Source organism: Streptomyces flavusporus (assembly GCF_046267975.1).
Taxonomy (GTDB): Bacteria; Actinomycetota; Actinomycetes; order Streptomycetales; family Streptomycetaceae; genus Streptomyces; species Streptomyces flavusporus.
Map to the genome: position 1 here is coordinate 8,302,010 of NZ_CP176503.1, position 18,364 is coordinate 8,320,373.

The 18,364-nt window shown below is 68.2% G+C and carries 16 protein-coding genes; 11 read left to right on the top strand and 5 right to left on the bottom strand.

Annotated elements, in window-relative coordinates; translation table 11 throughout:
- Position 1 precedes the first annotated feature (1 nt).
- Positions 2-1,081: a cation diffusion facilitator family transporter gene (locus tag ACKTSN_RS39130; RefSeq protein WP_409473398.1), complete on the bottom strand. Its 1,080-nt coding sequence runs from the start codon at positions 1,079-1,081 to the stop codon at positions 2-4.
- A gap of 86 nt (positions 1,082-1,167) precedes the next feature.
- On the opposite strand from ACKTSN_RS39130, the gene ACKTSN_RS39135 reads away from it, so the two are divergent.
- Positions 1,168-1,527, top strand: a complete 360-nt coding sequence (locus ACKTSN_RS39135; RefSeq protein ID WP_409473399.1) for an ArsR/SmtB family transcription factor — start codon at positions 1,168-1,170, stop codon at positions 1,525-1,527.
- A gap of 1 nt (position 1,528) precedes the next feature.
- Here the strand turns inward: ACKTSN_RS39135 and ACKTSN_RS39140 are convergent, their stop codons facing one another.
- Together ACKTSN_RS39140 and ACKTSN_RS39145 are read right to left on the bottom strand one after the other, a co-directional pair.
- Positions 1,529-2,752: a 4-hydroxybenzoate 3-monooxygenase gene (locus ACKTSN_RS39140; RefSeq protein ID WP_409473400.1), complete on the bottom strand. Its 1,224-nt coding sequence runs from the start codon at positions 2,750-2,752 to the stop codon at positions 1,529-1,531.
- A gap of 161 nt (positions 2,753-2,913) precedes the next feature.
- Complete coding sequence (locus ACKTSN_RS39145; protein ID WP_409467247.1) at positions 2,914-4,176, bottom strand: IS701 family transposase; 1,263 nt, start codon at positions 4,174-4,176, stop codon at positions 2,914-2,916.
- Between the two features lie 100 nt (positions 4,177-4,276).
- Between ACKTSN_RS39145 and ACKTSN_RS39150 the strand changes: the two genes are divergently transcribed.
- The 3 genes from ACKTSN_RS39150 to ACKTSN_RS39160 all read left to right on the top strand — a co-directional run bounded on the left by ACKTSN_RS39150 (position 4,277) and on the right by ACKTSN_RS39160 (position 7,342).
- Complete coding sequence (locus ACKTSN_RS39150; protein ID WP_409473401.1) at positions 4,277-4,471, top strand: hypothetical protein; 195 nt, start codon at positions 4,277-4,279, stop codon at positions 4,469-4,471.
- Positions 4,472-4,565: 94 nt separating this feature from the next.
- A complete protein-coding gene (locus tag ACKTSN_RS39155) occupies positions 4,566-4,733 on the top strand; it encodes a hypothetical protein (RefSeq protein WP_409473402.1) in 168 nt (55 codons plus the stop codon).
- A complete protein-coding gene (locus tag ACKTSN_RS39160) occupies positions 4,730-7,342 on the top strand; it encodes a hypothetical protein (RefSeq protein ID WP_409473403.1) in 2,613 nt (870 codons plus the stop codon). Before ACKTSN_RS39155 ends, ACKTSN_RS39160 begins: the two co-directional genes overlap by 4 nt.
- On the opposite strand, the gene ACKTSN_RS39165 is transcribed toward ACKTSN_RS39160, so the two are convergent.
- Positions 7,311-8,204: an IS982 family transposase gene (locus ACKTSN_RS39165; RefSeq protein ID WP_409473404.1), complete on the bottom strand. Its 894-nt coding sequence runs from the start codon at positions 8,202-8,204 to the stop codon at positions 7,311-7,313. The genes ACKTSN_RS39160 and ACKTSN_RS39165 overlap by 32 nt on opposite strands.
- 9 nt (positions 8,205-8,213) lie before the next feature.
- On the opposite strand from ACKTSN_RS39165, the gene ACKTSN_RS39170 reads away from it, so the two are divergent.
- From ACKTSN_RS39170 to ACKTSN_RS39200, 7 genes are all read left to right on the top strand, one after another.
- A complete protein-coding gene (locus tag ACKTSN_RS39170) occupies positions 8,214-10,097 on the top strand; it encodes a hypothetical protein (protein WP_409473405.1) in 1,884 nt (627 codons plus the stop codon).
- Positions 10,098-10,117: 20 nt separating this feature from the next.
- The gene (locus ACKTSN_RS39175) at positions 10,118-11,134 is read left to right on the top strand and encodes a hypothetical protein (protein ID WP_409473406.1); all 1,017 of its coding nucleotides are present in this window, start codon (positions 10,118-10,120) and stop codon (positions 11,132-11,134) included.
- Positions 11,135-11,236: 102 nt separating this feature from the next.
- Positions 11,237-12,592: an IS701 family transposase gene (locus ACKTSN_RS39180; RefSeq protein ID WP_409468959.1), complete on the top strand. Its 1,356-nt coding sequence runs from the start codon at positions 11,237-11,239 to the stop codon at positions 12,590-12,592.
- A 425-nt stretch (positions 12,593-13,017) separates the two neighbouring features.
- On the top strand, positions 13,018-13,968 hold the full coding sequence (locus ACKTSN_RS39185) for an IS630 family transposase (RefSeq protein ID WP_409473407.1): 951 nt from the start codon (positions 13,018-13,020) through the stop codon (positions 13,966-13,968).
- A 661-nt stretch (positions 13,969-14,629) separates the two neighbouring features.
- Entirely contained in the window at positions 14,630-16,342 is a 1,713-nt protein-coding gene (gene ltrA / locus ACKTSN_RS39190) for a group II intron reverse transcriptase/maturase (RefSeq protein WP_409467920.1), read from the top strand.
- 38 nt (positions 16,343-16,380) lie between these two features.
- Positions 16,381-16,671, top strand: a complete 291-nt coding sequence (locus ACKTSN_RS39195) for a hypothetical protein (protein WP_409467919.1) — start codon at positions 16,381-16,383, stop codon at positions 16,669-16,671.
- A gap of 51 nt (positions 16,672-16,722) precedes the next feature.
- Positions 16,723-17,274, top strand: a complete 552-nt coding sequence (locus tag ACKTSN_RS39200) for an ATP-binding protein (RefSeq protein ID WP_409473408.1) — start codon at positions 16,723-16,725, stop codon at positions 17,272-17,274.
- Positions 17,275-17,394: 120 nt separating this feature from the next.
- Here ACKTSN_RS39200 and ACKTSN_RS39205 read toward each other — a convergent pair whose 3' ends face one another.
- Positions 17,395-17,940 carry an IS1096 element passenger TnpR family protein gene (locus ACKTSN_RS39205; RefSeq protein WP_409473409.1) on the bottom strand — a complete coding sequence of 182 codons (546 nt, stop codon included), beginning with the start codon at positions 17,938-17,940 and terminating at the stop codon, positions 17,395-17,397.
- Positions 17,941-18,364 lie beyond the last annotated feature (424 nt).

The following is an 18,364-nucleotide window of genomic DNA, read 5'->3' on the forward strand; positions in this document are numbered from 1 at the left end:
TTCAGGCGGCCGTCGCGTGGTGGGCCAGCGCCAGATGCGGGTCGGCCTCGCCCGGCGCGTGGGCCGGGTCGGCGTGCACCAGGGCGGCGGTGAGGCGCGGTACGGCGTGCAGCAGGGCGTGTTCGGCCTCGACGGCGATCGCGTGGGCCTGACGTACGGTCACGTCTCCGTCCACCACGACCGCGACCTCGGCCCGCAGTCGGTGACCGATCCAGCGCAGCCGCAGCTCGCCCACCTCGTGCACGCCCGGCACCTCACACAACGCCCGCTCCGCCCGGTCCACCAGGGCCGGGTCGACGGCGTCCAGCACGCGCCGGAACACCTCGCGCGCCGCGTCCCGCAGCACCAGGACGATCGCCGCGGTGATCGCCAACCCCACGACCGGGTCGGCGAGTTGCAGGCCCAGCGCCGCGCCGCCGGCACTGAGCAGCACCGCCAGCGATGTGAATCCGTCTGTACGCGCGTGCAGTCCGTCCGCGACCAGCGCGGCCGAGCCGATCGAGCGGCCGACGCGGATCCGGTAGCGCGCCACCCATTCATTGCCCGCGAAACCGACCAGGGCAGCCACCGCGACCGCCGGGATGTGCTCCACCGGGCGGGGGTCGAGCAGCCGCCCGATCGCCGTCCACCCGGCGAAGGCGGCGGACGCGGCGATCGTCAGCACGATCACGATGCCCGCCAGGTCCTCGGCGCGGCCATAGCCGTATGTGAAGCGGCGGGTCGCCGCGCGGCGGCCCAGCACGAAGGCGATGCCGAGCGGTACGGCGGTCAGCGCGTCCGCGGCGTTGTGCACCGTGTCGCCGAGCAGCGCCACCGACCCGGACGCCGCCACCACGACCGCCTGCGCCAGCGCGGTCGCGCCGAGTACCGCCAGTGAGACCCAGAGCGCACGCATCCCGCGGGCCGATGACTCCAGGGCGGTGTCGACCTTGTCGGCGGTGTCGTGGGAGTGCGGGGTGAGGGCGTGGGCGAGACGGCGGAGGCCGTTCTCAGGGCGGTCCTCATGCCTGTGGCTGTGCTCGCCGTGCCCGTGACGGTGCGGATGTCCGTGATCGTGCAGGTGGTCGTGCCGGTCGCTCACGTGGATCCCCTCTCAATGCGCGGGGGTGGACGAACGGGTTCGGTGCGTTGGTGGACGCACCCGCTCCCTGGGGACATTATGTGCCTATGAGCGCACGCATGCACCTGTCACCTGCGCACGATGCGCATCCGCGCACCCCGGGCGAGGAGCAGTTCGCGCTCGCCGCCGAACTCCTCGCGCTGCTGGGTGACCGCACCCGCCTGACCCTGCTGCACGCCCTGAGCGGTGGTGAGGCCGACGTCACCACGCTCACCGAGGCGTGCGGTGCGGCGCGGCCCGCGGTCAGCCAGCACCTGGCACGGCTGAGGCTCGCGGGACTGGTGACCCCGCGCAAGGAGGGCCGCCGGGTGATCTACGCCCTGCGCGACGGCCATCTGCGCAGGGTCCTGGACGAAGCGCTGAGCTTTGCCGACCACCGGCTCACCGGGCGGCCGGAGCACGACTGAGTCAGACCGTCGCCTCCATGCCGAGGTACTGCTCCGCGAAGGCGGTCGCGGCGGAGGGCGAGGTGAACAGGCGGCGCAGCCGGGCCAGGGTGGTGCCGGCGCGGTACGGGTCGCCCGAGGCGGTCCCGTGGTACACCTCGGACAGCCACTGTGAGAACTCCTGGTAGTCCCACACCCGGCCCAGGCTGTCCGCCGAGTAGCCGTGCAGCCCGCTCGCGTCGCCCTCGGTGAGGTACGCGACGAGCGCGTCACCGAGCAGGAAGGCGTCGTGGAGGGCGAGATTCATGCCCTTGGCGGCGATGGGCGCGGTGAGGTGGGCCGCGTCGCCGGCCAGGAACAGCCGGCCGTACGCCATCGGCTCGACGACGTGGTTGTGCATGTCGAGCACGCGCTTCTCGATCAGCCGGCCCTCGGTGAGCGGTGGGGTGTCGGCCGCGCCGAGCCGCTCCTGGAGTTCGGCCCAGACGCGGTCCTCCGGCCAGTTCTCCGGGTCGTCGCCCGGCGGGCACTGCAGGTAGTAACGGGTCACCTGAGGGCTGCGGGCCATGTGCCCGGCGAACCCGCGCGGGTGGATGCCGAACACGACACAGTCGGACGACGGCGGCGCCTCGGCGAGCAGCGCCAGCCAGCCGATGCCGTAGTCGTGCCGCGCAATGCGGACCCGCTCCGGTGGCAGCGTGGTCCGCGCCACGCCGCGCGCCCCGTCGCAGCCGGCCACGAAGTCGCAGTGGAGCACCTGACGTCGACCGGTCTCGGGGCAGGTGTACGACACCGAGGGCCGGTCGGTGTCCAGGTCGTGCAGTTGGACGTCCCGCACTCCGAACCGGATGTCCCCGGCGCGTATGTCGGCGTACTCGCGCACCAGGTCCGTCACCAGCAGCGGCTGCGGGTAGACGAAGTGGTGTTGCCCCGTCAGTTCGGCGTACGGCAACCGGTGACGCTGCCCGCCGAAGCGGAACTCGCACTGGGTGTGCACCTGGGCGCGTTCCAGCAGATTCCCGGCCAGGCCCCGCCGCTCGAGCCCGCGCACGGCCCACTCCTCGAGGACCCCGGCCCGTGGCCGTTGCTCGATGAACTCCCTGCTCTCCACCTCCAGCACCACGCAGTCGACGGACGCGGCCCGCAGAATGTTGCCGAGCGTCAGCCCGGCCGGCCCGGCGCCCACGACGACGACCGGAAAACGTTGCGGGGAAAGGGAGTTGATGTGGGGGGAGGGGTGAGTCACCCGAGTATTATGGCCTCGGCGGGCCCTGCGGTACGTCCTAGTAGGGCTTTGTTAGGTCCTGTGGTGGGGTTCGGGTGCTGGTGCGGGTTGGCCGCATATCGAGCAGGCGCCGGTCCAGGTGGCCAGGAGGGCCTGGAGTTCGCGGAGGACCGCGTAGAGGGTCAGGCCGGCGCAGGGGCTTTTGGGTCGAGCCTGAGCATGGTGCAGAAGGCCTGGGCGAGGGACGCGAGGGTGACGTGGCGGTGCCAGCCGAGGTAGTTGCGGCCCTCGAAGTGGTCCAGGCCCAGACCGTCCTTGAGCTCGCGGTAGTCGTGCTCAACTCGCCATCGGATCTTGGCGATTCGTACCAGTTCGCGCAGTGGGGTGTCGGCGGGAAGCGTCGAGAGCCAGTAGTCGGTTGGCTCGGCGGAGTCGGGTGGCCACTCGACGAGCAGCCAGCAGTCGGGCAGGGAGCCGTCGGCGGCGCGGCGGATGGTGCGGTTGGCCGGTCGGACCCGCAGGGCCAGGAACTGCGAGCGCATCTCGGCGTTCGGGTTGCGTCTGGTGGCCTTGCTGCCCTGGCGCCAGGTGACGGTGCGGGTGGCCGCTCGGCCGACGGCCAGGGCCAGGGCGCGCAGGGTGGTGTGCGGTTGGGGGTAGGCGGACACGGGAGGGCGGCCCTGCCCGGAGTACGGCGGGCGTTGGGGTGTGGCATTGCCGGGGTGCGCGGTCGTGGTGGCTTTGACCGCGACCGCGTAGGTCAGGCCGCGCTCGGTCAGGCCCTCGCGAAAGCCGGTGGCGTCGCCGTATCCGGCGTCGGCGGCGACCGGAAGGTCGGGCAACTCCCAGTTGTCGCGCACCTCGTCGAGCATGTCCAGCGCCAGGCGCCACTTCTCCCGGTGCCGCTCGGTGTCCGGGATTCCCGCCTTGGCGCGGCGGCGCCGGATCGCCTCGGCCATCAGCGCGTCCTCGCCGTACTTGGTGTCGTCCCAGCTCTCGGGCAGGAACAGGCGCCAGTCGACAGCCGATGACGCACGGTCACTGACCAGGTTCACACTGACGCCGACCTGGCAGTTGCCGCGCTTACCCAGGGCGCCGCAGTACATCCGCGCCACCCCCGGTGAGTCGTAGCCGTCCTTGGGGAAGCCGACATCATCGATCGCGTACGCCTCGGGAGAAATGTGCGCGGCAGCCCAACGGGCCAGCCGCTCACGGACCTTGGAGTAGTCCCAGGTGGACGATGAGACGAACTGCTGCAGCTGCTGGTGGTCCACGCCCAGGCGCTCGGCCATCGGCTGCATGGACTTGCGCTTGCCGTCCAGCATCAGCCCGCGCAGATACAGCTCGCCCTTGGCCCGCTGGTCCCGACGCGCCAGCGAACCGAGCATCTCCGCCGCGAACGCCTCCAGGCGCGGGCGGACCGTCTCCATCTCCTCAGGTGTCACACCTGACAGAACATCACAATCTACCTGACGATGATCAATCGGGGTACCTAACAAAGCCCTACTAGTACTCCAGCAGTACTTCGCGTCTTGACCTGCGCGGTTGTCGAGCGGTCTGCTGAAAGCGGAGATCGGCACCACGGTCTGGGAGTCCCACGAAACCGCCCGAGCCGATCTGTTCCGCTTCATCGAGGTCGAGTACAACCGCACCCGCCTGCGCAAGCACCCCGAGTACGGCTACGTCACCCCGCTCGAAACCAGAGCTCTGGCGACGCAAGACCTCACCCCCGCAGCGTAACCACCCGCTGTCCACGAACAGGGTGGAACTTCACGCGTCGTTCGGGCTGGTCGTGGTCGACAGGACGGTTCCGCCTCCGCGAGATGAGTTGAAGGTGTGGCGCTCCACGGACCGCTTCCGCGCCCACATCGCGATCGCCGGCGGCCCTCTCGTGTGGCAGACGATCATCGGTTCGCAGGTGTTGGAAGGACACCGACAGGACCGCCGGGGTCCGTCCGTCCCCACTGGCTACGGCGAGCCCTTCGACGAGAGGGGCGAATGATGCAGACGGGCTGGCGCCTCGAACGCACCTACCTGGCCGGCGCGGGCTTCCCCGAATCACGGCTGGAGGGGCTCAGCATCAACTGGTCCGATCCCTTCGAGCCGACCGGACACGCCGCGCTATGGGCCGACAACGGCACAGGAAAGACGACGATCACGGCCCTGCGTTTCGGGCTGTACCTGCCGCATGCCCGGGACTTCATTCGCGGTGAATCCGACCGGTCCCTGGCGAAGCTGGTGCGCTCAGGCGATGTCTGTCACGTGGTCGAGCAGGCCACCCGAGTCGTGGACGGCGAACTACAGCGCATCGTCATGGGCATGGTCGCCGACTGGGCAGACGGCGGCACTCAGGACCTCGACAACCCGCGCAAGCTGCAGCGCGACTTCTACGGATGGGTGACCTACGGCTCGGGGCCGACCATCGATGACCTGCCGTTCCGCACCAACGTCGGCCGACGGGCAACCCATGCGCAGTTCGTAGAAGCAGTGCGTGGGATGCTGCCCAACGGCGGCGCGCTACCGCCGCATCGCCCGTCGGACCACCAACGGACATGGGTCGACTGGCTGGCCGCCGCCGGAGTCGATGTGGAGCAGCTGCGGTTCCAGTCCGAGATGAACGCCTCCGAAGGCGGCGTCGACCACGTGATGCGGTTTTCTGATTCCGACGCCTGCGTCCGGTGGCTCATCGGCGCGACCACCCCGACCACGACCGTCGAGCAGATCGGCAAGAGCATCGAAGTCCTGCGGGCGAACGCAGCCGCACGGCCCCGATGGTCCGACGAACTCGCCCTCTGGGAGAGCCTCACCGAACCGTTGCTGCGCCTCGCGATCGCGCATGATCAGGTCGCCACTCACCGGCGTGCGGTGGCCACCGCCGAGGCGAACGCCGCGGCTGTGGTGGCCGACTCCGAGGTGACCCTGGCCGAACTGGCCGCCGAGGAGGCCAGTGCCGGAGAGAAGCACGAGGAGCACGAACGCCTGCGTCGGGAGGCGGGCGCGACCGCGCGCAGGGCACAGGCACACCGGTTGCGCATGCGGCTGAGAGCGGCCGAACTCCGGGCCGCCGCCGCAGCAGCCCTGGCCGACAAGCGCCGCGCGGACCGCGACCGGGCTGTCCACGAACTGGCCGCGTGGCGACTCGTTCAGGACGTACTCGGCGCCAGTACGGCCAGGACCCAGCTGGCCGGGCTCACGGCCCGCCTTGAGGCCGCCGAGAAGCACACCGCGGAGCTCCGCGAGGAGGAGCAGCAGCATCTGCACTCCCTCGCCCGCCTCCTCACCGACCACCGCGACCGTGCCGCTGCCGATCTCCGTGCCGCCGAGGAGCAACGGGAACGGGCCTCCGCTGCCTTCGCGACGGCTCAGGACGAACAGCGCAGGGCCGTCGTGGCACACGCGACGGCCGTCGAGCAGCTCCGGCACGTTGGTGGACAGATCACCGAGTCCGAACGGATCCTCTCCGAGGCGGTCACCGCCGGTCTGGTTCGGGAGGGCGCCGATCCGGCAGTGGCAGAAGCCGAATGGGTGGAGAAAGCCGCTTCGGCGCTGAGCAGCCGCGAAGCGGCTGACGAGGCGCTCAAGACCGTCGACAAACAGACTGATGCCCAGCGGAAGACCATGTCGAAGGCACAGAACGCGCTTGTCGCCGCTCGGCACGACGTGGAGAACGGAGAGCGTCAGCTACAGCAGGTGAACGACAGGGTCCGCGCGCTGGAGGGCGACGAACGCATACGGGACGCGGTTGGCGACGGCGGCATCGAGTTGTGGAGCGCCCGCTCAGCACTCACGGACGCACTGAGCCAACGGGCCGAGTCAGCCGACAGAGACGCCGCCGAGGCACGCGCTGCCGCCGATGAGGCTCGGCGCACGCTCGACGCGGTCGGCGCCGACGGTCTGCTTCCGGGGTCCGCTCTGGTGGAGGAGGCCGTCCGGCGCTGCCAGGACGCCGAGGTGCCGGCCTGGCCGGGATGGCGGTGGCTGGCGGACACGATGACCTCCCGCGCCGCCCTGTCCTTCGCGACGGCACGTCCCGACATCGCGTCCGGGGTGGTCGTCTCCCACCCCAACCACTTCGGCCGCGCCCTCGACGCCATCGGTGATCTCGACACCGACACGGCGGTCTGGGTCGGTGCCGTCCTCGACCCGGAGGCCGCCGTATCACCGAGTGCGGCCGACCACGCCGACGGAACACTCGCCCGAGTCCTCCTCCCGCACCCAGGTACCTACGACCGGGAGGCGGCGCGTGACATGGTCGCCGCCGCCGAGAACGCGCTGACCTCGGCGACTCTGCGCCTCCAAGAAGCCGGCCGGCGCGCCACCGACGCCCGCAGCGCCCTCGCGGCTTTGACCCAGTTCTGGAAAGACCTCCCCGAGGACCCACGTACCGCCATACAGGAGAAGATCAGGTCCGCTCAGGAACGGATGGAAGCAGCCCGAAACGACGAACAAGCCGCGGCGGACGCCCTCCGGGACCTTGCTCGGCTCAAGCAGGAGCACCAGGCCGCACGAGACGCGGCACAAGAACTGATCGACCGCGCGACCGAGGCCCGACGGCTCCTAGACGAGTCATTCCGAATGGTTAGTGGTCGTAGGCGATCAGTGATCGGGTGATCGGCTGGCGGGTCTTGTGGTTGTGCCAGATTGCTGCGGCCATCGCGAGGATGCGCTGGGCGACGCGGACTGCGACGCCTTCGAAGGTCCGGCCGCCGTGCTGTTCCAGGTCGAGCTGGCCCTTGAGAGTGTCGTTGACCGACTCGATCAGCTGTCGCACTGATTTCAGGAGGCTCTCGCCCTTGCGTTTCTTCTCACGCTTGAACGAAGGCCGCAGCAACTCGGCGCCCCTCAAGGCCAGATCGGCCTCGAACTCCTTGGAGGCGAAGCCCTTGTCCGAGATCACCAGCAGCCCAGGCCGGTCCGTGACCGTCTCCGGTTCACGGTCGAGCATCGCGGTCAGTACCTCGCGCTCGTCCATCTTCGGGGTCGCCAGAGCCCACAGGATCGGCATCCCGGCCGGGGTGCACACCAGGAACAGGCGCAGGCCCCAGAAGAACCGGCTGTGGCTGGCGCAGTACCCGTATCCGGCCCAGCCGGCCATGTCCGACCGCTTCACCGTGGGACGCGAGCGACCGCATTCCACGGGCGTGGAGTCGACGATCCAGTGGTTGTCGAACCAGAAGTCCGTGTCGGCGGCCAGCAGCCGTATCGCCTTCTTGACCAGCGGCAACGCGGCCCTCAGCCGCTTGTTCCAGCCCGGCTGCTTGGGCACGTACGGGAACATCGCGCCCAGCCGGGAGTCCACGAACCGCAGCCACCGCGACTCCGAAGTGAAACCCAGCAGCGCCTGCGCGACGGCGAGGCAGACGAGCTCGGAGTCCGTCAGCCGCGGCGGTCGGCCCAGCCACCGGGTGCCTCCGATCCCGTCGTCGATCTTCACGTACAGTGCGGTCAGCAGGGCGTCTAGGTTGTTCGTCACACAACGATCTTGGACGCCCTGTCTGCGTTCCCGGACGCACCGTCAGCATTCGGAATAACTCGTCTAGTCCCCGCCATCAGCGCTGCAAACGCCCTCTCCAGCGCCCGTGAGCGGCTGCCGGGCCTGCGTACGGCCGAGGCCCAGCACCGTCGCCGTATCGACCAGCTTGGTGAACAGATACCTGACCTCGCTGGCGTTGTCGATCGAGCACGTGACCGTGTGGGCACCCACGAGCGCCGTCGGGACGATGCTGCCAACGAACTACGCAGAGCGGGACTGTCGGCCACCACCCACGGCCCCGTCCCCGCCGAGGACGTGCCCACCATCCGAGCGCGCCTGGAGAGCGTCACGTCGGCTCTGGAGGACGCGGCGGTCGACCCGGAACTTCGCCAGCAGATCACTGACACCAGGCAACGCCTCGCGGACCTGGACGCGAAACTGGACGCCGACATCGAGCAGCGGCGTCTGGCCGAGCGGTTCGTCGGCACCGATGACGCGCGGCACCCTGTTGCGCTCGGCACGGCGACCCGCCGTGCTGAGGCTAGCGAGGCGGAAGCGCGCGAGGCGTACGCGAGGGCATTGCAGGCCGCCGAAACGGCCAAGCGGGAACACCAGCGGCAGGCCGAGGAGCGGGCAGACCGTTCTTCCCCGGACGTCGAGGGATTCCCGTCGGCCGATCTGGTCGCTGAGGCCGACGAGGCCGAGGGGTTCGCCGACCAACTCGACGAACTGGCGGCTCAGTCGCTGCTCACCCAGCGCTCCGAAGAACAACTCGCCCGCAACGCGGAGACCGCCGCGACCGCGGCACGTCAGTCAGCCCAGCTCGTCGAGGCAAGCGTGAGCGGGCTGCGCTACCTCGCCGACCCGGCACTGACCGGCCGCCGTGCGGACGACATCGCCGCACTCACCACCCGAATCGCAGGCCTCGCCGAACGCGTTCGCGAGTCACGGAAGCAACTGGTGGACAGCGAGCAGACCCGACAGAGAGAGGCCGGCACAGTCCGCGCGCACGCCAACAGCCCGCAGGCTCGCAAGGTCGAGGCCGCGGAGGATTCCCGTGTCACCGATCTGATCTCACGGCTGCGCGGCGACGAGCAGCTGCCCGCGGAGGCAGAGCGCATCGCGGGAGAACTCGAACAGCGGGCCGTTTCGCTGCGGGACGACCTGGACCGACACGACCGGGACGTCCACACCTGTGCAGTCATGCTGCACGTGCAGGCATCGCGAGCGCTCGACCGGCTTCGCGCCTACCAGAACCAGTCCCGACTCCCGGACGGACTGGGCGAGTGGTCCGAGCGGCGCTTCGTCGTCATCGAGCACGAAAAGGTTCCGGCCGACGAATCCGTCGCCATCGACCGGGTTGCCCGCGTCGTCCACTCCCTGCTGACGCCCGGCGCCGGCCGGTCGGACGCGCAGTCGCTGCTGTTCGCCGCCGCCCGGGCGCTGGTCGACGCGCCCTTCAGGGTGCGCCTGCTCAAACCGCACATCGATCTCTCCCTCGACCGCGTGGATGTCGCCGAGCTGAAGAACTTCTCCGGTGGGCAGCGAGTGACCGCAGGCGTCCTCCTCTACGCGACGATGACGAAAGTCCGCGCCCTCTCGGACACCACCTCGGTTGGCTGGCTGTGGCTGGACAACCCGTTCGGCCAGGCGTCCGCAGACCAGTTCGTCCGGACGATGCGACGCGCTGCCGACCAACTCGGCCTGCAGTTGCTGTTCACCGCCGCGCCCAAGGACAAAGGCGCACTGTCGATGTTCGACCGCACCATCATGCTCGGCCGGCGCTCGCGCCCGTCCTCGGGCGAGAAGGTCGTGGTTGTGGACGACGGATCCCGCGAGTTGGTCGACCTGGTTCTGGTGCAACGCGACGTCAGGGCGGTGCTCGGAGAATGAGTTCCATTGACCTGGCCGCGTTGATCGCCGCCCTTGACCCTGATGGGCGCGGTGGCCGGCGCCACGCCGACGACATCGCCGCCGCTATTGGCGCGCAGAATCCCGGAATCGAGGCGTCCGCGCTGCCGGAAGTCGTCCACGACACGATCAGGCGCGGGGAGCAGGAAGGGCTGTGGTCGGCGAGCCGGACCACGACCGTACGTCGGGGACGAACGGTTCTACCCAAGGCGGTAACCCTGCTGGGGACGGCCCGCCCCGCCGACAAGCTGCAGCCCGTCGACGTACCACTGCGTAGCGAACTCGCCGGCTGGGCAGCCACGCTCCGTCTCTCCACGACACAACGACAGCTCCTCCTGGCCGTCAACGACTGGCTCCGGCGTACCGACGGCGGGCAGGTCCCGGTCGTGTCCGTCGCCGAACGGGCCTACGAACTCCTCCTCGACGAGAAGGTGTTCGATGCCAATCCTCCGCGTGGTGGAAGCACTCTGTGGGCGCCCGGCCGGCTGACGTTCGAGCTGCTGCGCTGCGAGCGCCTGCCGACCCCCTTTGTCTGGGAACCAATCACGTCGGATATCCGCCACCCTGGTGCCGTTATCTGCGTCGAGAATCACGCCACTTTTCGCACGCTTCTCCGCGTCCTGCGCGCTCGCGCCGTCCCACCTTGGGCTGCCGTCGCCTGGGTCCAGGGCCGCAACACCGCGCCCCTGGAGTCTCTTGCGACGCTGCCCTTCGCCGTCACACGTCTGGACTACCTCGGCGACCTGGATGCTGCCGGTCTCCAGATCGCCACTGCGGCCTGCGCCGTGGCTGAGCACGCCGGTGTTCAGGCAGGGCCGGCCGAACGCCTCTGGGCCCTGCTCGCCGCTCAACCCTCACGCCCGGGTCGTCCCACACCGGACGCCGAGGCCCGAGAGCTGGTCGCATGGCTCCCCATCCCAGTCCGCGATCAGGCACGTCGCCTGCTGGTCACCGGCCAAGCGGTTCCACAGGAGGCCCTTCGCTTCGACGTGCTAAATGACGCTTCGCTGGCACACTGACACGGCAGCTGTAGTTCGTGATCGGTAACGGATCCGGGCTGGTCAGCGGTTCCACGAGGCTGCTTGCGGGCATGGGTACGGCCACCGTGATCATGACCGTTTGTGACGACGAATCAGGACGCGGTGGCCGTGGAGGTCACGGTAGCGCAGGCGGTGTGGCGGGACGGCTTCGGGGCGGCCATGGGGCTGGTAGCGGACTGCTTTCCACGCCGTGAGACGCGGCGGACGCTGCGGGAGACGGTCGAGGCGGTACTGATGGGGCTGGAGCGGATCAACTGCTGGACGCTGGCCGAGGCGCTCGGGCACTGCGGTCCGCACCGGCTGCAGCACTTCCTGTCCAGGGCGGTGTGGGACGACGAGGCGGTCCGTGCGCGTCTTGCCGCCTTCACTGTGGGACATCTCGCTGATGACCAGGCGATGTTGGTGGTCGACGAGACCGGCGACGCGAAGTCCTCGACCGATGCGGTGGGCGCCGCCCATCAGTACTCTGGCGCGCTGGGCGGTGTCGGCTTGTGCCAGGTCGCCGTCCATCTGACCTACGTGGGCCCGGCCGGGCACGCGCTGATTGACCGCGCCCTGTACCTGACCCGGGACTGGGCCGCTGACGAGGAACGGCGGCTGCTTACGGGGGTGCCCGACGAGCTGGTTTTCGCGACCAAGCCGCAGCTGGCCGCCGCGATGCTCGCCCAGGCCCGCGCTCAGGGCTTCCCGGCTCGCTGGGTCGCCGCCGACGAGGTCTACGGTGGCGTCGACCTGCGCAGACGCATACGCGAGCTCGGTTTCGACTACGCCGTCGCCGTACCCGCCTCGCACCGTGTGACCACCCCGGCCGGCCGGTTCGACACCGCCGGCGTGCTGGCGAAGCTGCCCCGCAGGGCCTGGCAGCGGATCCGCACCGGCCACGGCACCAAGGGCGACCGCCACTACGACTGGGTAATGATCGAGGTGACCGCCGACGACATCCCGCAGGGGCACGAGACGGGCCACAGCTTCCTGCTTGTCCGCCGCCACCGCTACACCCGTGAACTCTCCTTCTATCGCTGCCACTCCACCACCCCCGTCACCCTGTCCGACCTCGTCGAAGTCATCTGCTGTCGCTGGCGCGTAGAGGAAGATTTCCAGGCCGCGAAGTCCCTGGCCGGGCTCGACCAAGGGCAGGCGACCTGCTGGAACTCCTGGATGCGCTGGAGTCTGATCAGCCTCATCGCCGCTTCCCTTCTCGCCGTGGCCGCCGCCCGGCACCCCGGCGACACCGAAAGCGGTGAGCCCGACACCGAGCACGAACCGATGATCGCCCTCACCCGACCCGAACTCCTGCGGCTTCTACGGGCTTTCGTCCTGCCGCAGCCCGTCACCGACGCCCAACACGTCCTGCACTGGTCACACTGGCGACGACGCCACCAACACCGGGCCGCCACCTGCCACCGCTACTGGAACGAGGTCACTGCAGCGGCGTGATCACGAACTACAGCTGCCGTGACTGATCCGATTACTGGCCCGTGGTTCCGGCCGAGCTCGGGCCTCGTTTGCTCCCACCGCTGCCGCTCGCGGCCACGCCCTGGCCCCCTGCCCCAACCCTCCCAGGCCGGAAACTCGATCTCAATGGTGCTGACCCAGACGGACGCGGGCAGGTTGCGGTGAGGACTCCGCGCCGTATTGACATCGCGACGGTGATATCACCGGAGGAATTGGGAATTGGGTGGTCAGTAGTTCATGGTGGTCATCCGCCAGCGCCGGGCTTTACCGAATCTCCCAGTCACCTTGTAGGGATGCCCGGTGAGGCCGGCGAGCGATCCATTCACCTCCAGGAGATCGCGTTGACGCCCTAGTGTCTTGTGATTCTGTTTGTGGAACCTGAGGCCTCTGTGATCGTTGAGTCTGGTATGGATCTCTCCTCTGAACAGATTGCTGAGCTGCGGGAGTTGGCGGGTTCGCGGCATGTGCCAGCTGTCGTGGCGCTTCGCGCGCGGATCGTGTTGTGGTCGGCCGAAGGGCGGCGGCGAAAGGACATCGCCGAGCTCGCCGGTGTGGCACCGCTGACGGTGGACCGGTGCAAGTCCCGCTATGCCGAGCGTGGTGTTGCCGGGCTGGAGGACAAACGCCGGGGCGGGCCGCGGACTCAGGTGCCGCCTCGGGTGCGGGCGCGGGTGATCGCCTTGACGAGGATGTCCCCGCCGGTGGATTCCGGGCTCTCGCACTGGTCGACGCGATCGCTGGCCGACCACTTGAAGCGGCGCGAGGGCATTTCGGTGTCCTGGCATTACGTTGCCCGGGTCTGGCGTGAGGAGAATCTGAAACCGCACCGTTCGGGCACCTTCAAGATCTCGAAGGACCCGGCGTTCGCGGAGAAGGTCGCCGATATCGTCGGGCTGTACCTGGCCCCGCCCGGTGGCGCCGTGGTGCTGTCGGTCGACGAGAAGACGCAGGTGCAGGCGCTGGACCGGACCCAGCCGGTGCTGCCGGTGGCCTTCGCGGCCACCGAGCAGCGCACCCACGACTACGTCCGGCACGGCACCACGAACCTGTTCGCCGCGCTGAACGTCACGACCGGTGAGGTGCTGGGCGAGTGCAAGCCGAGCCGGAACGGCGCGAACTTCCTGGCGTTTTTGAAGAAGGCCGTCAAGCCGCATGCGGGAAAGGAGATCCACGTCGTCCTGGACAACCTGTCCACGCACACCACCCCGGACGTGAAGGCGTGGCTGGCGAAGAACCCGCACGTCCACTTCCATTTCACCCCTGTCGGGTCCTCGTGGCTGAACCAGATCGTGCGACACGAAAGCCGCTTGAGAAGAGCGGACTCACCGAAGGAGGATCGACTGATGTCGAAGGTGTAGCTCCCGAGCCAGTGCACAGGGCTCGTTCCCGCCTCAGCGTGCGTCGTGAGTAATCGCGGGGTGCGAAGCCTGGGGAAATGCCCAAGGATCCTCGTTCCATCCGGGGGTTACAGGCTGGGAAATGCCGGACGGGTGAATGCGAATGAACCCTTGATGATGCCTCGTCATGAGCACTCTCGCCGATGGGTCGTTTCAGCGAGAGATAGGGACTGGCCGCTGGAAATCGGCAGGCGCCGACTGGGGAAATCTGGCCAGTCGGGAGTGCACCGCCGTCCCCGGGGTGCAGAGGGCCCCCTCACCGGCAGCATCTCTCTCATGCGGAACGTGACAACCCCGATGGAGTCCAGGCAATGCAATTCTGACCTGGTAAGCCAACCGCAAGGAAGGCCCAACTCTCCAGCGGGCGCAGGAAGACCCAGCAAGCGAATGCCGGTCGCCGAAAGGCAACAGGAAACCGGGAACCATGCGCTGACACCTCCGTCGGTGGTCCCCGCATAACTGGCCGGATAGGGGCCGATGTCCCGGCCTGAAAGGGCGCTGACGTGGGTCTGGTGAGCCCGTGAAGAAACGATGACCAAAGACACCTGAACCGAAGGGCAAGTTGGACGCCGTGACGACACACGTGGCTGGGGCGGCGCAAGCCGCTGCGACCGCAGCCGGCATGGCGAACGGACCGGAGGACGAGATCACCGACTGGCCGTCGATCGACTGGCGGACCGTCGAGGACGACGTACGGCGTCTGCGGCAACGCATCTTCACGGCATCGCAGGCAGGAGACCTGGCCAAGGTCAGGAATCTGCAGAAGTTGATGCTCCGCTCCCGCGCCAACACACTCGCGAGTGTGCGGCGGGTCACGGAAGTCAACGCTGGCCGCAAGACGGCGGGCATCGACGGGAAAGTCGTCCTGCTGCCCCAGGGAAAGGCCGAGTTGGCCGACTGGGTCCAGCATGGCGCGGCCCCGTGGAAGCCCAAGCCCGTCAAGCGGGTGTATATAGCCAAGGCGAATGGGAAGCAGCGCCCACTTGGAATTCCTGTGATCGCCGACAGATGCCTTCAAGCTCTGACGCTGAATGCACTGGAGCCCGAGTGGGAGGCACGGCTGGAACCGAAGGTCTACGGTTTCCGTCCAGGCCGTGGCTGTCATGACGCGATCGTTGCCATCCACACGACGGCGAGCGGCAAGAACGCCAAACGCTTGTGGGTGCTCGACGCGGACTTGAAAGCGGCATTCGACCGAATCGACCACGATCACCTGCTCGCGTCATTGGGCTCCTTTCCCGGGAGGGGAATGATCGCCGGATGGCTGAAGGCGGGTGTGGTCGAGAAAGGTTGGTTCACCCCCACGGTGGAGGGAACTCCCCAGGGCGGGGTGATCAGTCCCGCGTTGTTGAACATCGCCTTGCACGGCATGGGAAAGGCTGCTGGAGTCCGCTACCAGAATCTCGGCAGTGATGCCACGATTCTGGCGCGCGATTCTCCGGTTCTGGTCGTCTACGCCGACGACCTTCTCGCCCTGTGTCATTCTCGGGAACAGGCCGAGCAGGTCAAGGCGCGGCTGACTGTGTGGCTCGCGCCCCGGGGCCTGGCCTTCAACGAGGACAAGACGCGCATTGTCCACCTCGATGAGGGCTGCGACTTCCTGGGGTTCAACATCCGACGCTACCGCAGCAAGCTGCTGACCAAACCGAGCAACGCGGCCTTGCGGCGGATCCGGGAACGGCTTGCCGCCGAGGTGCTGGCCCTGCGAGGGGCCAACGCCGACGCGGTGATCGCCAAGCTCAACCCGATCATCAAGGGCTGGGCTGCCTACTACCGGATCGGGGTGTCCAAGCGGGCGTTCAACTCGCTGGACGCCTACGTGTGGAGACTGGTCTACAAGTGGGCCAAGTTCTCCCACCCGAACAAGCCGATGCGCTGGGTGACTGCCCGGTACTTCGCCATGTTCAACCCGTTCAGGCAGGACACATGGGTATTCGGGGACCGCACCAGCGGTTTCTACCTCTACAAGTTCGCCTGGACGCCGATCGTCCGGCACCGGATGGTGCCAGGGAGGGCGTCAACCGACGATCCCGCCCTGGCCGACTTCTGGGCCAAGCGGTGCCGCCGCGGCAAACTCCCGCTGGGCAAGGGCACCTTGCATCTGTTGCAGATGCAAGACGGCCGATGTCCGCTCTGCGGAGGGCTGCTGCTGCACGCCGACCACGAGCCGCAAACTCCCGACCAGTGGGAGCAGTGGCTCAAGGTCACCCGCATCGCGATCCGCAAACACGCGGTCACCGCCGAAGCGGGCAACGGCAAGCCGGACAAACCCGCCGCCTCACGCCTGATACACACCCACTGCCGGCGTCGGCTGGCCACTGGCCCCGGCCGGTGACCAGCACTTCTGTTCGCCCGCGAGCCCAAGGGGCTTGCTTGAGCCGGTTGCCTGGAAAGCGGGCACGGCCGGTTCTGAGGGGGGACCGCTGCAGCAATGCAGCGGTCCTACCCGACGAGATCTGGTTCGGGATCATCACCCGGCAGTCCATCCGCCGTGGCACGTTCTCCAGCGTCAACGTCCTGGTCAAACAGATCCGCGACTACATCAACTCCTGGAACGAAAACGCGAAGCCCTTCACCTGGACCGCCACCGCCGACGAGATCCTCGCCAAGGTCCGACTCGTCCAGACCAGCGTGAAGAAACTCGTCAATAACAACTCGAAGTAACACAATCAGGATCACGAGACACTAGCTCCTGCCCGTTGAGAGGTTCCAGCTATGTCGCGCCCGTTTGAGGAATCGCCCTACGCGTTCACCGTCCCGCCTCGGGTCGAGGCGGTGCCGGCAGCACGAGACCGCGTCGCGGACCGTGCTCGGCGGCTTGGGCTGGAATTGGGCGAGGAACTGACCGACGACTTGAAGCTGCTCACCGGAGAGCTGGTCGCGAACTCGGTCACGCACACGAAGGCCGCGTGCGTGGTGTGCATACGGTGGACCGGAGAGCGGCTCCGTGTGGAAGTCACCGATGTCGATCCCACGCCGGTGGCTCTCTCACAAGCTCTGCCTGTGGACGAACACGGGCGTGGTCTCTTCCTCGTTGCTGCACTGGCAACAGAGTGGGGCTCGCAATCCTGCGTCGCGGGGAAGACGATCTGGTTCGAACTGGAAGTGCCATCCTCAGCAGAAGCGACCATGACCGTGGCGACCGCGCATAGTGAGGTGCCGACTGAGCAGGCCATGGCCAGCTGCACAGGCAACGCCCCTCCGGTGCTGGCGAAGCCCTTGCCGATAGTCGGTGCACGAGCACGAGCCGAGTACCAAGCGGCCTGAAAGCGTCCCGATGCCGGACATTCGGAGGGGATGTTTCCGAATCTCCGGTGCGCTGGCGGCGAGTTCGCCGTGGCCACTTCGATTCCCACTGTCCGCCATTTCAGCTACACAGCGTGAAGTTCAGCTGCGACGCCGATCTCCCCACCAAGGCAGGATCGGGGGCAGATCGCTCAGCCCTCGGGCGGGCCGCTTGGGCATCGGCGACTCGCCGTCGTCACCGTCCCAGCGGCGACCATACTGATCCGGAAGACTTCCCCAGCCCCAGTACGGAACCGGGCTGCCGGGCGTCTCGCCGAACTCCTCCAGCGGATCGATGCGCTTGTCGCCCACCGTGCACAGATGCGCCCAGTCGTCTCCCATGTCGAAGACGTAGGCGAACTGCTCGCCGGCCTGCAGCCTGCTGAGCTTGGCGGTGTGGCCGTCCAGGGTGCCGTCCGGGGCTTCACCGTCCCACCAGTCCAGCGGGCTGACGCCCGTTCCGTCGGCCAGCGTGAACATGTGCAGGTGGGCCAGGTCCCAGCGAGCGAAGGAGCGATCGATGGCCTCCGCGAGCTGGGCGAAGGAATGGGTCCGTGCCGCGGCGAGGATCCGGCCGGGGCGAGGCCACAGATCCGCTCCGTGACCGGACACCAGCTCGACGCGGATGGACAACCACGTGCGTGCCATGCCGACTTGCTCCCCTCGGACCAGTTGCCAGACCGCGAGTGAGACTACAGAAAGTCACCGCAGGGTGGGGAATCCGTCTGACCGTACGCATCTTGATAGTCGCCCACACTGGTGATGTCGATCGGCGGTCTGGTGGCCCCGTGCAGGCCCCCACAGCGGCGACGAGGTGAGGGCACTGGAGAGCCTCGAGTGGACGACGTGCTGGCCGTACGTCAGGAGAGAGCCCTGGCCTTCGGCTACGGGGGGACCGAAGGTCAGGGCAGCTTCATCAGGGCGGTCACGGTGAGCGGACATGACTGCCGTTTCACGTAGTCGAGAGGTGGCGGGCTTCGCGACCGCGGGATCCGGTGCTCCTGTCGGCCCAACTCTGCACCTCGGAGCTGCTCTGAGCACATCACGTGCGTGATATTGCAGCTGGACAGCG